Origin of the sequence: Hymenobacter montanus (assembly GCF_014699115.1) — a bacterium.
GTDB classification, from domain to species: Bacteria; Bacteroidota; Bacteroidia; order Cytophagales; family Hymenobacteraceae; genus Hymenobacter; species Hymenobacter montanus.
The window spans coordinates 1-13,731 of sequence record NZ_JACXAD010000020.1 but is presented as its reverse complement, the minus strand read 5'-3'; the positions used below and the strand labels follow the sequence as shown (position 1 = coordinate 13,731).

General features: G+C 61.9%; 11 protein-coding genes and 1 tRNA gene. 5 read left to right on the top strand and 7 right to left on the bottom strand.

Translation table 11 applies throughout. The features are described from left to right. Positions 1-150 precede the first annotated feature (150 nt). Positions 151-873, bottom strand: coding sequence for a VIT1/CCC1 transporter family protein (locus tag IC235_RS16360; protein ID WP_191006272.1), 723 nt, complete (start codon positions 871-873; stop codon positions 151-153). A 118-nt stretch (positions 874-991) separates the two neighbouring features. Between IC235_RS16360 and IC235_RS16355 the strand changes: the two genes are divergently transcribed. Further along, positions 992-1,714, top strand: coding sequence for a Dps family protein (locus IC235_RS16355; protein WP_191006271.1), 723 nt, complete (start codon positions 992-994; stop codon positions 1,712-1,714). 106 nt (positions 1,715-1,820) lie between these two features. Here IC235_RS16355 and IC235_RS16350 read toward each other — a convergent pair whose 3' ends face one another. Then, the gene (locus tag IC235_RS16350; RefSeq protein WP_191006270.1) at positions 1,821-2,285 is read right to left on the bottom strand and encodes a low affinity iron permease family protein; all 465 of its coding nucleotides are present in this window, start codon (positions 2,283-2,285) and stop codon (positions 1,821-1,823) included. A gap of 195 nt (positions 2,286-2,480) precedes the next feature. Here IC235_RS16350 and IC235_RS16345 point away from each other — a divergent pair. Then, positions 2,481-2,562 (top strand) — tRNA-Leu (locus tag IC235_RS16345). A 137-nt stretch (positions 2,563-2,699) separates the two neighbouring features. Here the strand turns inward: IC235_RS16345 and IC235_RS16340 are convergent. The 4 genes from IC235_RS16340 to IC235_RS16325 form a co-directional block, all read right to left on the bottom strand. Continuing rightward, positions 2,700-4,337, bottom strand: coding sequence for an NFACT RNA binding domain-containing protein (locus tag IC235_RS16340; protein ID WP_191006269.1), 1,638 nt, complete (start codon positions 4,335-4,337; stop codon positions 2,700-2,702). A gap of 105 nt (positions 4,338-4,442) precedes the next feature. After that, the gene (locus IC235_RS16335; RefSeq protein ID WP_191006268.1) at positions 4,443-5,210 is read right to left on the bottom strand and encodes an MBL fold metallo-hydrolase; all 768 of its coding nucleotides are present in this window, start codon (positions 5,208-5,210) and stop codon (positions 4,443-4,445) included. Between the two features lie 149 nt (positions 5,211-5,359). Beyond that, a complete protein-coding gene (locus IC235_RS16330) occupies positions 5,360-5,773 on the bottom strand; it encodes a response regulator (protein WP_223847362.1) in 414 nt (137 codons plus the stop codon). Positions 5,774-5,801: 28 nt separating this feature from the next. Continuing rightward, positions 5,802-9,491: a PAS domain S-box protein gene (locus IC235_RS16325; RefSeq protein WP_191006267.1), complete on the bottom strand. Its 3,690-nt coding sequence runs from the start codon at positions 9,489-9,491 to the stop codon at positions 5,802-5,804. Between the two features lie 123 nt (positions 9,492-9,614). Between IC235_RS16325 and IC235_RS16320 the strand changes: the two genes are divergently transcribed. Then, complete coding sequence (locus tag IC235_RS16320) at positions 9,615-10,772, top strand: glycosyltransferase (protein ID WP_191006266.1); 1,158 nt, start codon at positions 9,615-9,617, stop codon at positions 10,770-10,772. 43 nt (positions 10,773-10,815) lie between these two features. Beyond that, positions 10,816-11,742 carry a tRNA (adenosine(37)-N6)-dimethylallyltransferase MiaA gene (miaA, locus tag IC235_RS16315; RefSeq protein ID WP_191006265.1) on the top strand — a complete coding sequence of 309 codons (927 nt, stop codon included), beginning with the start codon at positions 10,816-10,818 and terminating at the stop codon, positions 11,740-11,742. 182 nt (positions 11,743-11,924) lie between these two features. Here miaA and pfkA read toward each other — a convergent pair whose 3' ends face one another. After that, on the bottom strand, positions 11,925-12,896 hold the full coding sequence (gene pfkA, locus IC235_RS16310; RefSeq protein WP_191006264.1) for a 6-phosphofructokinase: 972 nt from the start codon (positions 12,894-12,896) through the stop codon (positions 11,925-11,927). Positions 12,897-13,131: 235 nt separating this feature from the next. Here pfkA and IC235_RS16305 point away from each other — a divergent pair, with 235 nt between their 5' ends. Continuing rightward, positions 13,132-13,590, top strand: coding sequence for a tellurite resistance TerB family protein (locus tag IC235_RS16305; RefSeq protein ID WP_191006263.1), 459 nt, complete (start codon positions 13,132-13,134; stop codon positions 13,588-13,590). The last annotated feature ends 141 nt before the right edge of the window (positions 13,591-13,731 follow it).

Sequence of the window (13,731 nt, the reverse complement as noted above, 5' to 3'; positions counted from 1 at the left end):
TCTTAGAAGCTGGTTATCTTAGCTGATTCGACGGTTCCTGCGTTAGAACTTAGAACGGAGAACTCAGAACTAGAACTTAGACTGAAGAAAGGAACCGGCTTAGGACTTAAATCCCTGTTCTAGGTTCTGAGTTCTAACACTAATAGCTTCTTACCCCCGCGCCAGCCGCGCTACCCCGAAAGCCGCGGCGGCGGCCAGGGCACCCACGACGGCCATTCGGATGGCCCCCGCGGCGGCCGGTTGCCCCGTCAGGCGGCTCTTGAAAAAACCAAACACCAGCAGGCATACCAGCGTGATGGCCGCCGACCACGCCAGCCCCTGCGCCGGAGTAGCCGTGAAGAAGTAGGCACTAAGCGGAATCAGCCCGCCCAGGGCGTAGGCCGTGCTGATAGTAGCCGCGCTTTTAGGGGCCTGCTTGGGGTCGGGCTCCTCCAGGCCCAACTCGTACTTCATCATGAACTTCACCCACTGCTCGGGGTCGGCTGTGAGTTCGGCCACGGCCTGGCGGCGGGTGCCTTCGGAAAGGCCCATCTCGGCCAGCAGCTCGTCTACTTCGGCCCGCTCGACGTCGGGCACCTCACGCACTTCGCGGCGCTCGCGGGCCTGCTCGGCCTCGTAGTGCTCTACTTCGGTGCGGCCCGCCAGGTAGCCACCCAGGCCCATGGCAATGCTGCCGGCCACGATTTCGGCCAGCCCGGCCGTTATCACCAGGCCCGACGAAGTCACGGCCCCGCTCAAGCCCGCCGCCAGGGCGAACGGCACTGTGAGCCCATCGGATAAGCCAATTACGATGTCTTGCAGCATGGCCGAGCTGGTCGAGTGGTGCTCGGGGTGCGAGCCGGCGGGGGGCGGGGGGTTGGTGGGGGTAATCATGTAGGAAAATCAGGGCGGGGCGATTAACCCGGCGTAGTGCTTTACGTACGCAAGAATAGCCTCTTCGGCACCGAATTGTTTCGGTTGCTTTTTCTCACTTCACTCGTTTTTCATACCTATGGCATCCATCGCCAAAGCTACGGCCCCCAAAGGCGCAGCCCTCAAGAACGCCCCGGCTCCGGCCGCCAAGAAAACCGCGGCCGGCGCCAGCAGCAACGGCAAAAGCATTGCCGGCGGCAACGTCGGCAAAGGCGTGGGCAGCAACGCCGTCGTCGATATTCAGCCGCGCCTGAACCAGCAGCAGCACGCCCCCTCCCCCACCCAGCGCTACGGCACCGTGAGCCAGCGCCTGCCCATCGGCCTGGAGGAAGCCACCCGCCAGGAAAGCGTGACCATGCTTAACCAACTGCTGGCCGACACCATTACGCTGCGCGACATGTACAAAAAACACCATTGGCAAGTGGTCGGGCCTACTTTCTATCAGCTACATCTACTGTTCGACAAGCACTACGAAGAGCAAGCCATCCTGGTCGACGCCATTGCCGAGCGCATTCAAATTCTGGGGGGCGTAGCCGTGGCGATGGCCCACGACGTAGCCGAGCTGAGCAGCATTCCCCGGGTGCCGCGCGACCGCGAGGAAGCGCCGGTGCAGGTATCGCGCCTGCTCGACGGCCACCGCATTCTGCTGGAAAACTGCCATGACTACGCTGACAAAGCCGACAAGAGCGGCGACGATGGCACCAACGACCTCATCGTGAGCCAGCTCATCCGCACCAATGAGATGCAAGTGTGGTTTGTGTCGGAACACGTGGTGGACTCGCCGCTCATTCAGGCTGAATAAGCAAACGAGTTACTGGTTTCGAAGAGTGGGCTTGATGCTTGAGTTGTGCGAATTGCGCACTCCAGGCATTAAGCCCACTCTTGCTTTCAGTGAATCGAAAGGCCCCTCATTCCTCATGCGCAGCCAGCTTCTCGCTGTGATTATCCTCGGCTTCTTCCACGGAGTGCGTTTTGCCCAGATCGGCGTCTTGCTTGGCCAACTCAACCAGCCGGCAGTAGAAGTTGTGCAGGGTTGCGATTTCCTTCTCTGAAAAATCCTGGGCATTGATGAGACGGTTACTGGCTCCCCGTGTGGCGGCAATCAGCTCGTTCAGCTTAAGGTGCAACACCAGAGAATCCTTATTTTGGGCCCGCTGAATGAGGAATACCATCAAGAAGGTGATGATGGTAGTGCCCGTGTTGATGACCAGCTGCCACGTTTCAGAGTAATGAAATAACGGCCCCGTTGCCGCCCACACTACCACCGTGCCCGCCGCCCCGACAAAGGCGGCCGTAGAGCCCGAAAACTTGGTGATGCGCTCGGCGAAACGGCCAAAAAAAGAGTCATTCGAAGGAATTTCAGAGGGATTCATGGCTGGGAGTCGTTTAGGGAAAATTATTCCGTATCGCCCTACGGATGTGCAAGGTAAGGTACCGAATGGTGGAGAATTGATGAAAAAGGCACTTTGATGGTTGTGTGGCCCAAATGCATGGGCTATCTTTGCACCCGCTTCGCCGCCTCAGCGAAGCCGGTTTCGGCCGAATTGCCCGGTTTAGTTGCTCTTTTTGCGCACGTGGTGAAACTGGTAGACACGCCATCTTGAGGGGGTGGTGCCTTCGGGTGTGGGAGTTCGAATCTCCCCGCGCGCACGCAAACAACTAAGGCCCGTTCCGTTAACCCGGAGCGGGCCTTATTGCTGAGGGCCCGGGCCCTGCCAGAATGGCCGCACGGAATTCCGTGCACTAGGTTGGCCGCGTGCTCCTTGAACAGGGCGCCGCAAAAGCGGCTACGGGGTGTCGAAGGGGTTGCCGGGTTTTACCAGCACTACCCGCTCCCGCTCCACCACGACTTGGCCGGGCAAGGCTCCTTTGGGCTTGCGTACGAATTTTTTGGGCGTCACCGTCACCGGGCACAGCGAGTCGTGCTGACGGCGGGAATACCAGCCGGCCAGCATAGCGGCGTGCTCCACCACCGGCTCGGGCACCGGCTGCCCGGCCCGGTGCCGGATGACGACGTGCGAGCCGGTGACGTCCTTGGCGTGCAGCCAGAGGTCGTCCTTATGGGCGTACTTCTGGGTCAGGAGGTCATTGTTGGCCGCATTCCGCCCCACGAGAATGGTGAACCCCCGGTCTTCAAATACCTTGAATGGCAACTCGGCAGCTGCTTTAGCGGCGGTAGGCACCGGGTCGAGGCCGTGCTGCTTACGCCAGGCCCGCAGGCCGCGCAGCTCGGCCAGGGCCGGCAGGGTGTCGAGCTCTTCGAGGCGCTCCAGGGCCGTGAGGGCTTCGGCTTCGCGCCGAGCAACGCGCTCGGTGAGCTGGCGCTCCTCAATTTGCTGGTTTTTGCCTTTGCGGTAGAGGTTTTCGGCCGTGCGCTGCGGCTTTTCGGTGGGTTTTAACTTGATGAGCCGGGGCTGGTTCGTGTAGAAATCCAGCACCTCAACCTGGGTCGCCCCGGCGGGAATGGCGTGCAGGTGCGCCATGATGAGGTCGGCGGTGTGGCGGTAGCCGCCCTCGTGGGCCAGGGCGTGCAGGCGCCGCCGGGCGTGGGCCGCCGCCGTGCCGGCTTCGGCGGCGCGGCGCTCCAGCAGTTGGCGCAGTTGCTTGGTTTCCTGCTCCAGGGCGCGGCGACTCAGGGCCAGGGGCATGAACTGGCGCAACGCCCCGACGGGGTCGTCGCCGGGGAGCGTTGCCAGCACCTCGCCCAGGGGCAGCAGGCTGAGCCGGGTGCGGCCGTCGAGCCGCAGCAGGTAATAGTGAGGCGGCTTTTCCAGCTGGGCCAGCACTTGGTTCACCAGCCGGGTTTTGGTTTCGGGTGGGGCCGGGTCGTAGCCGTTCAGGCGCAGGTAGCGGGCGGGCAGGTCCGCCAGCGGGGGCGGGAGCTTGCCGGGATCTGAACCACGGATTCGCTCGGATTTTTCGGATTGGTCGGATTTTGTGGACGGCGCGGGCGGGATAGATGGCGCGAATGGGATGGATGGCGCGGGCAGGGCAAATACGGGGCACAGGGTGCCGTCGGCCAGCAGCTTTTGCTGAAAAAGCTGGGCGGGGGCGTCCGGCGCGGTTCGGAAAATGGCGTTTGGGCGCGGGCCGTAGAGCTTAAGCAGCAAGCGGGCCCCCCTCCGGAAATTCACTTGCAGCACCCGGTCCTGCGGCCAGGCGGCGATGGTCTCAACTTGCTGGCCCAGCAAATCCGGAAATAGATCTACGGAGTTGGCCCGGGCCCGCTGGAAGGTTTCGGGCAGGGCCAGCGCCGGGAAGGCTGCCCCCAGCTGAGCCTTCAGCCAAAATTCGGCGGTGCCGTTGGCCAGGCCAATTACCAGCTCGTCTTTTTCCTGCGAGAAGCACACGGCCACGCGGTAGCCGCGCAGCCGCTCGGTGAGGGCCGAAGCCAGTTGGCGCAGGAAGTAGTAATTGGTGTGCATAGGCGCGGGATAGAAGCACGAACAGGGTGTTGCCGGCGCGGCGTCGTGGCAGGGCGGGGCTACTCATTCTGAGCTTTGGTGGGGCCGCCGCCTGTGATATGGGTGCTACACCTCCAGCTTCAGCCCGTCGTACGCCAGCCGAATCCAGGGCGGCAGCTCGGCTTCCACGTCGTGATGCCGGCCCATTTGGTGGCTGATGTGCGTGAGAAAAGCCCGTTTGGGCTTGGCCTCGGTCAGTACCTCAATGGCCTGAGCCAGCGTGAAGTGCGAAATATGCGGCTCACGTCGCAACGCATTCAGCACGATAACGTCGGCATCGCGCAGCTGCGCCTGGGTTTCGGGACCGATGTGGTTGGCATCGGTGAGGTAGCAGAACCCTCCGATGCGGAAGCCCAGCACGGGCAGCTTGTGGTGCAGGGCCCGCAGGGGCTGTACGGCCACGCCCAACACCTCAAACGGCTCGTCGTCGCGCTCAATGGGATGCAGAATAACGCGGGGCACGCCCGGGTATTTATGCTCGGCGAAAATATAGGAAAACTCCCGCTGCAGTTGCTCCAATACGCGGGGCTCGCCGAACACCGGCATGTCCATCTGCTGGCGGAAATTAAAGGCCCGAATATCGTCAAGGCCGGCGGTGTGGTCCTTGTGCTCGTGAGTGAAAAGCAACGCGTCGAGGTGGGTAATCCGGGCGCGCAGCATCTGCTGGCGGAAATCCGGGCCCGAGTCAACAACGAAGCTGCGCTCCCCGATGGCCAGGTGAACCGACACCCGCAGCCGCTGGTCGCGGTGGTCGAGCGAGCGGCATACCTCGCAGGTGCAGCCAATCATCGGCACCCCGGAAGAAGTACCAGTACCTAAAAACGTTACTTGCATGTCGATCAGAAAGTGAAAGCCAGGAGGTAAAACGCAGGAGCCAATAAGGCTGGCTTACGCCGTAAAGCCCCAAGCTAGCTCCGTGGACCGGAACCAAAGCTATCGGCCCGGACGGACGGCCTCCGCGCTTGTTCCTCCTGGCTGCTCAACTAGCTCACGTACTGCCTCACCACGCGCACCAGGGCATCAAAGTCGAGCGGTTTGGGCAGGTAGTCGGTTACGCCAGCCTCCCGAAACTGTTCCATCGAATAGTTGTTGGCGTTGCCCGTGATGGCAATAACGGGCAGGGCGTTAATTTTCGCATCAGCGTGGGCGCGAATCTCGCGGGTGCACTGCATTCCATCCTTGATAGGAATATTAATATCCATCAACACGCAGTCAACAGGATTATTTTCTAATTGCTTCATGACTTCGCCGCCGTTCTTGGCCAGTACAATCTTGTACTTCTGCAATTCGAGAATTTTACGGGTGAGGTTGAGAATAACCGAGCTGTCTTCGGCAATAAGGATGGTTTTGGCTGGGGAGTCGGCGGACATGGTCATGGGATTAAAGAGTGGTGACATAGGGTAGATTAAAAGAAAAGCGCCGTCATCAGACAGCTGGAGCATTAGTAGCTCGGGCAACGGCACTGGGGTATTCGGCAACGAACTGCGCAAAGTAATATTCCAGAAGTTGAAACCCCGCAGGACCTTCTTCTAAATATCCTTCTTTGAACTGATGCTCGAGCCGCCGGGCCTGCGCGGCCAGGGCTACGCCGCCCAAGGTGGCGGCGGTACCCTTAAGCTGGTGGAGCATGGGCAGCAAGCCTCGAAAGTTGCCTTCGGCAACCTCCCGAGCGGCATCGCCGAGCAGGCTACCGGCTTCTTGCTCGAACTCCTGATAGAGCTCGGCCGTAAATTCCGGCCCGCCCAACGCCACGAGCTGAAGCAGGACGCCCTCGTCCAGCGTTGGCTCGGCGGACTGCGGCACGACTGGCAGGGGCGCGGCTGGAGCTGGCGCGGCCACTGGCTCGGCGGGGTTTTCGGGGTTTTCGACTGGCTCGGCCACGGGCGGTTGGGCGCCGGCCCGGCCCAGCAGCGGGCGCAGCCAGCGGTCGAGCACCTCGTAGAGCAGGCGGCTTTTCACGGGCTTGCCTACATAGTCGTCGAGCCCCTGGCGCATAAAGCGGCCGGCATCTTCCTGCATCGAGTAGGCCGTCATGGCCACCACCGGGGGGCAGGCAGGGCCCAGCAGGCGGCGAATCTCGGCCGTCGCCGCCACGCCGTCCATGTCGGGCATCTGAATGTCCATGAAAATAATGTGGTAGCCTCCGCCCGGGGTGGTGGCCATGCGAATGGCTTCGGGGCCGCCGCCGGCCACTTCCACCTGGCAGCCCAGCTTGGTGAGCAGCCGCTGGCCAACCTTCTGGTTGATGGCGTTGTCGTCGACGAGCAGCACGCGGGGGGAAATCGCGAAGGGCTCGGGCTCGGGCTCACCAACCGGGGCCACGCTGGGCAGGTCTTCCGGGCGGGCTTCGCGCACGCAGATGGTGAACCAGAACACACTGCCTTCGCCCTCGTCGGAGAGTACCCCAATCTCGCCGCCCAGCAACTCGGCCAGCTGGCGGCTGATGCTCAGGCCCAGCCCCGTGCCCCCGTAGGCCTTGCTGGGGGTGGTGTCGAGCTGAGTGAAATTGGTAAAGAGCAGACTCGCGTTATCGCTCGAAATACCGATTCCCGAATCCTGCACCGCGAAGCGCAGCGTGTGCACCCGGCCGTCGGTGCTCACGCTCGACACGATGATGGCCACGGTGCCCTCGTTGGTAAACTTGATGGCGTTGGCGACCAGGTTGGACAGAATTTGCAGCAGGCGCACTTCGTCGGTCACCACGTAGCGCGGCGTGTGCGGGGTGATGTGGTAGGTAAAGCGGAGGTTCTTCTGCTCGGCCCGGTAGATGAACAGGGCCCGGATGCGCTCCATCACGGCCCGCAGCTCCAGGGCTGTTTCGTGGATCTGGAGCTTGCCGGCCTGAATTTTCGACAAGTCCAGGATGTCGTTCAAGATGGTCAGCAGCGCGTCGCTGCTTTTGCGCAGCGTATCCACGTAGTCGATCTGCTCCTCTGTCTCCACCGTTTGGTCGAGCAGGTCTATCATGCCGATGATGCCGTTCATGGGCGTGCGCAGCTCATGGCTCATGTTGGCCAGAAATTGGGTTTTGGCTTCGAGCGCGGCTTCGGCCGCGTCCTTGGCCTGGCGCAGGTCGTCCTGCATTTGCCGAATTTCGGTCACGTCACGGCCAATGCCCTCCGTGCTGAACATATACTCGTTGCCGTGCACGAGGCGGGCATTCACGAGCATGCTCACCGGATAGCCGTCCTTGTGCCACATCTGGGTCTCGAAGTTGCGCAGCCCGCCGTTGCGCCGGGCTTCGGCGTCGGCCCGGACCCGCTCCTGGGGGTCGACGTAAAAGTTCACCACCGGCTGGCCCAGTACTTCTTCGGGCTCGTAGCCCAACACTTCGCGCACCGAGGGGCTGACAATAGTGACGATGCCGTGCTCGTCGGTGCGGTAGTAGATGTCCTGGAACGACTCAAAGATGGAGCGAAATTTCTCCTCCTGAGCCTCCAGGGCCAGCTGGGCGCGCTTCTGCTCGGTAATGTCGTGGGCAATGGCCGAGATTTCATCAAACGAGCCGTCGCCCAGATAAATGGGGTTGAGGTGGATGTCGGTCCACAAGTCGAAGCCCCGGGCGTCGCGCAGGCGCATCTCAAAGCGTTGAGCGTGGCCCTGGGCCGCGGCGTCGTAGTACTGGAGAAAGATGTCGCGCTCGGCCTTCGGCATGTGGGCCAGGTCGAACTCCCACAGGTTGATGCCCCGCACGGGGTAAAAGCCGTTGCGCCGCAGAAACAGGGCCGCGTAGTTGCGGTTGAAGTTCATCAGCTGGCCCTGGGTGTTCACCGTCCACATCACGTGCGTGCCGCTTTCAAAAATGGCATTCAGCCGGGCCGTTTGCTTGCCAATCTGTTCTTCATTGCGCTTGCGCTCGATGGCCAGGGCTACTTGGTTGGAAATAAAATGCAGCACGTCGAGGTCGCTGGGCGTGTAGGCATCGGCGCGGCTGTAGTCCTGCACGGCCAGCACGCCAATAATGCGGTCGCCAATGCTCAGGGGCGAAGCCAGCATCACCTCCGGCACCAGGCCGTAGGCGGTAATAGTCCCATTCTCAATCAGCTGCTGATAGTCGGAGTGAGTAAGGTAGCGGGGCTGCCCCCCGGCAATAATGTACTCCGCCACGCCCAGCGCAAACGGCAGCGGGCTCTGGGGCCGGTGCTGCGGATGCTGGTCGACGTGGTAAACGTACTGCATCTGGGTGCGCGCGTCGTCGCACAGGGCAATGAATAAGTTGCTGGTCTCGATGATCTTGCTCAGCTCGCGGTGAATGGCCCCGTAGAGGCTGGGCAGGTCCTTGGCGCTAATGGCCAGGTTGGCGATGCTGTAATAAACCTTCTGCAGGCGCTCCGCTTTAATCCGGTCCGTGATGTCGTGCAGAATGGCGCGGCTGCTCACCGGCTGGCCCTGCTCCCGCACCACGCTCATGCTCCCAATCAGGTGCACGGGCCGGCCTAAGTTGGTTAAAAACACGGTTTCGACCTTGTTCACCGGCTCGCCGTCGTAGAGGTTGCGCAGCTGATAGAGCAGTTTGGCCTTGTAGTACGGGTGTACCACATCGGCCAGGGTGCGGGTAGTCAGCTCGGCGTCGGTATACCCCAGCTTTTCTTTCCAGGCCTTGTTCACGAACAGAAAGCTGTTGTCGGCACTCAGGTGCTGCACCAAGTCCTGGGCGTTGTCAAGAAATTCCTGCAAGTGCGTGCTGTCGCCGTCGAGCGCGGGGCTGGTCAGGCGGCGGCTGGGCTCCTGGCCGGCCATCCACACGCCCGTGACGGCCCCCGCCGCGTCGCGCGTGAACCCGGCCCGCCAATGCACCTGGCGCGGGCGGCCCCCGTTCGTCACCAAGGTGCGCTCGTAGCTCGGGGCCAGGGCGCCGTGCGCCACGAAGTCGAGGTACTCCTGCCGTTGGGCGGCGCGCTCTCGCGCTGGCGTAAACAGCTCGAAGAAGGGCTGCCCCACCACCTGCTCGCGGGAGTAGCCGGCCATGGTCAGCAGGGCTTCGTTGGTATCCAAAACGATTCCCTGCACGTCGAGCAGGGCGTACACCTGCCCCAGCTGGTCGAGCACCGAGCCCAGGGGCGGAGCAGCCGGTTGGCCCGAGGAAACGACCGAGGAGGAAGGCGTAAGAGTCATAGCCAATGTAGTATTCTGCGAATATTCCTGCTAAGATAGCCGTCTGACCAACGAGCTCGAGCGTAAATTTGGCTAAAATAAATAATGTGCATCTGCTTTCCGGCGGTTTACGCTCTCTGACTTTTGCCCAATTCTCCCGGGCGGCTGCTCTTCGCCGTCACCACCGACCTGTGTTTCGACCAGCGCATGCAACGTATCTGCGGCAGCCTGGCCACCGCTGGCTATCAGGTACAACTGGTGGGCTGGCAGCGCCCCACCTCCCCGCCCCTCACCCCGCAGCCCTACCAGCAGCACCGCTTGCGCGGATGGTTCCAGCGGGGCAAGCTTTTCTATCTGGAATATAACCTGCGGCTGTTTTTCTACCTGCTGGGGCAAAAAGCCGCCGCCTGGTGCGCCGCCGACCTCGACACGGCCCTGCCCGTGTGGCTGCGGGCCCGGCTCGGCGGCCAGCCCTTCGTGTACGACGCCCACGAGCTGTTTACGGAAGTGCCCGAAGTAGTGGCCCGGCCGGCCGTGCAGCGCTTGTGGCGCGCAGTGGAGCGCTTCATCGTGCCCCGTGCCCACTTGGCCTACACCGTGGGTCCGGCCCTGGCGCAGGTGTTTGAGCAGCGCTACGGGCGGCCCTTCGCGGTGGTACGCAACGTGAGCCGCCTGCGCGAGCCCGAACCCGGACCGCCCACCGGGTCGGAGCCGCCGCCCCCCTCGGGCGGCTACCTGCTCTACCAAGGGGCCCTGAACGTGGGCCGCGGCCTGGAGAGCCTGCTCCAAGCCATGCCCCAGGTGGCCGGCCGGCTGGTCATTTGCGGTGAAGGCGACTTGTCGGCGGCTTTGCGGGCCCAGGCCGCCGAACTAGGGCTGCTGGCTTCGGGCTCGGACCCGGTAGGGCAGGTAGAGTTCCGCGGCTTCGTGCTACCGGAAGCGCTGCGCGAGGTAACCCGCCACGCGGCCGTGGGCATCATGCTGCTGGAAAACATTGGCCTGAGCTACTACTATTCTCTGGCTAACAAGTTCTTCGACTACGTCCACGCTGGTATCCCGCAGGTGCTCATCGACTTCCCCGAATACCGGGCCCTGAATGACCAGTTCGACGTGGCCGAGCTGGTGGCCGACCTGCACCCGGCCACCTTGGCGGCGGCACTCAACCGCCTGCTGCGCGACGAGCCCGCCCGCTACCAGCACCTGGCCGCCAACTGCCGCCGGGCGCGCCACCAGCTCAGCTGGCAGCACGAAGAGCAGGTACTCCTGAAATTGTATCAGGAGCTCCTCGCCCCTAAGCATTGAAGATGAAAGGTGGGTAAGGTCCCCCACCCCAACAGTTCGCCTCATGTCCATTCCAGAGTTAAGCTCCCAGCTTCCCCCTCTTGGGCCCACCGCCGCCGACCCCCGGCCGGTGCTGCTCACCATTGCCGGCCCCACCGCCGTGGGTAAAACGGCCTTGTGCGTGCAGCTGGCCCAGCATTTCCAGACCGAAATTGTCTCGGCCGACTCGCGCCAGTTTTTCCGGGAGCTGAGCATTGGCACGGCCAAGCCGACGCCGGCCGAGATGCAAGGGGTGCCCCATCACTTCATCGACAGCCACAGCATCGGCGAGGATTACAGCGCCGGCCGCTTTGCTACCGACTGCCGGGCGGTGCTCACGACCCTGTTTCAGCAATACCCGCTGGTTATTCTCACCGGGGGCTCGGGCCTTTACGTGCAAGCCGTAACCGATGGGCTCGACGAGCTGCCCGCCGTACCTCCCGAAATTCGGGCCCGGCTGCACGCCGAGCTGGCCGCCCACGGCCTGCCCCACCTGGTGGCCGAGCTAGCCGCCACCGACCCCGTGGCCCACGCCCGCATCGACCGCCAGAACCCCCAGCGCGTGGTGCGAGCCCTGGAAATTACCCGCGCTACGGGCCGGCCATTCTCCAGCTTCCACACCCACGAACCCTCCCCCCCAGACCCGCTCTTTCGCACGGTAAAAGTGGCCCTCACCCGCGAGCGCGCCGAGCTGTACGAACGCATCAACCAACGGGTGGAGCACATGCTGGCGGCCGGCTTACTTGAGGAAGTACGGGGCTTGCTCCCGTATCGCCACCACCACGCCCTGCAAACGGTGGGCTACCAGGAAATATTCGGCTACCTCGACGGCGCCTACGACTGGGCCGAAGCCGTACGTCTGCTGCAACGGAACACGCGCCGGTACGCCAAGCGTCAGCTCACGTGGCTGCGGCGCGACGCGGCGTACCAATGGGTAGAGCTAGGCAAGTAGGCAATAAAATAGAACGCCCGGCCGTGACTCTCCGGACGCCGGCTCAGCGGGATATTGTTCTTCCGGTGTGTAGCCTTAGAACGTGTTTGGCTTTTGCTAAAATGCCCCTTAGAACGCCATGCTCATTAGAACGCCATGCTCAGCATGACCGCTTTTCTATACCATCACTTTTGACCGGCTACTTAAACCGACAGAATTTCCACCATCCGCATGAAGCTCTGGTTGATCAGCTTTTTCTTGTTGATGGTATCCACGAACGGGGTGTATACCAGCTTTCGATCGACAATGCCGGCCATTACGTTCCGCATCCCGTTCATGAGCCCTTCCACGGCGGCGATGCCGATTTGGGAGCCCAGCAAGCGGTCGGCGGCCGTGGGGGAACCACCGCGCTGAATGTGCCCAATAACCGTAACGCGGGTGTCGAGCTGCGGAATGGCCTCCTTCACGCGGGCGGCCGTGTGCGTGGCGTTGCCTTCCTCTTCCCCTTCGGCCACGATGACGATAAAAGAAGTTTTGGAGCGGCGCCAGCCCGATTGCAGGGTTTCGATGACGACGTCCACACTCATCTGGGTTTCCGGAATCATCACGATTTCGGCGCCGCCGCCGATGGCGCACGGGATGGCGATGTAGCCGGAGTCCCGGCCCATTACTTCCACAAAAAAGCAGCGGTCGTGCGAGTCGGCCGTATCGCGGATTTTATCGATGCACTCCAGGGCCGTGTTCACGGCCGTATCGTAGCCAATAGTGTAGTCGGTGCCAAACAGGTCGTTGTCGATGGTGCCCGGCGCTCCCACGGTCGGAATGCCGAACTCCTCCTCAAAAATCATGGCCCCGGTAAACGTGCCGTTGCCGCCGATGGCCACCAGGCCCTCAATGCCATGGTTCACGAGCTGGTCGAAAGCCTGTTGACGGCCTTCCTTGGTCATAAACTTCTGGCTGCGGGCCGATTTCAGGATGGTGCCGCCTTTCTGCACGGTGTTCGATACCGAGGCTGAATCCAAGCGCACGAACTCCCCCTTAATCATGCCGCTGTAGCCGCGCATAATGCCGTATACTTCAATACCGTGATACGTCGCCGTGCGCACCACCGCCCGAATGGCCGCGTTCATGCCCGGCGAATCGCCGCCACTGGTAAATACTCCTATTCTCTTCATTTGACCTTTCTTATGAGCAAGCGGACACTCCGGTGGCGCCCAAACCCCGCAAAGTTGGCGAAACGAATGCAAACCCGCTCCCCCTTTCCCAAATATTCGGTAGCGTAGAGGTTATCTTTTTTTTACATCTCACGTAGGCCCTAAAGAACAACTAGCCGGTTTTCAGTATAACTTACCTGCCTGCATCGGCCTAAGGGCTCATCATCTATCCCTCACTCGTTAATTCCTACCTCTTATGTTCGGCTTTTTTGAGAATGACCAGTCCAAGAAAATCAAGAGCCATCTACTAAACCTCGCGGCCCTGGCGAAAGCCGATGGTCACATCGATGCTCGAGAAATGAACTTTATACTGGCCGTAGGCAAGAAAAACGGCATCGGATCCTCCGAGGTAAAGGCCTTGGTATCCGGCGCGAAAGGGGCTAGCAACGACCTCCCCACCACCGACTCCGAACGATTTGACCAAATTTTCGACTTGGTCGACATGATGCTCGCCGATGGCGTGGTCGACGAAACCGAGATGGAATTTTGCATCATGATGGCCGAGAAGCTCGGCTTCCGCAAGGCCATCGTGGGCGTGCTCGTGCGCAAAATCTCGCAAGGTGTAAAGGATGGCCTGCCCCGCGAGCGCATCAAAGAGGAAAGTAATGCCTTCCTCAACTACAACGAGCTACCTCGCCCCAACGTGGCGATTTAGCTCGCGCTTCGCCGCGGCCCGCGCCGGCCCGTCGTGCCCCGCCCTGGCGGTCGGGTACGGCGGGCCGACTCACTTAACCGGCTGGCGAAGGCTCCGCGGTTACGTGCGCCACCGCTCTTAGCAGGGCCGCGCAGGCCTGGT

What these genes read in the sequence shown, in the direction of transcription:
- IC235_RS16355 (WP_191006271.1), top strand. Translation starts at nt 992, where the DNA reads ATGGCATCCATCGCCAAAGCTACGGCCCCCAAAGGCGCAGCCCTCAAG.
- IC235_RS16305 (WP_191006263.1), top strand. Translation starts at nt 13,132, where the DNA reads ATGTTCGGCTTTTTTGAGAATGACCAGTCCAAGAAAATCAAGAGCCAT.
- miaA (WP_191006265.1), top strand. Translation starts at nt 10,816, where the DNA reads ATGTCCATTCCAGAGTTAAGCTCCCAGCTTCCCCCTCTTGGGCCCACC.
- IC235_RS16360 (WP_191006272.1), bottom strand. Translation starts at nt 873, where the DNA reads ATGATTACCCCCACCAACCCCCCGCCCCCCGCCGGCTCGCACCCCGAG.
- pfkA (WP_191006264.1), bottom strand. Translation starts at nt 12,896, where the DNA reads ATGAAGAGAATAGGAGTATTTACCAGTGGCGGCGATTCGCCGGGCATG.
- IC235_RS16335 (WP_191006268.1), bottom strand. Translation starts at nt 5,210, where the DNA reads ATGCAAGTAACGTTTTTAGGTACTGGTACTTCTTCCGGGGTGCCGATG.
- IC235_RS16330 (WP_223847362.1), bottom strand. Translation starts at nt 5,773, where the DNA reads ATGTCACCACTCTTTAATCCCATGACCATGTCCGCCGACTCCCCAGCC.
- IC235_RS16325 (WP_191006267.1), bottom strand. Translation starts at nt 9,491, where the DNA reads ATGACTCTTACGCCTTCCTCCTCGGTCGTTTCCTCGGGCCAACCGGCT.
- IC235_RS16350 (WP_191006270.1), bottom strand. Translation starts at nt 2,285, where the DNA reads ATGAATCCCTCTGAAATTCCTTCGAATGACTCTTTTTTTGGCCGTTTC.
- IC235_RS16340 (WP_191006269.1), bottom strand. Translation starts at nt 4,337, where the DNA reads ATGCACACCAATTACTACTTCCTGCGCCAACTGGCTTCGGCCCTCACC.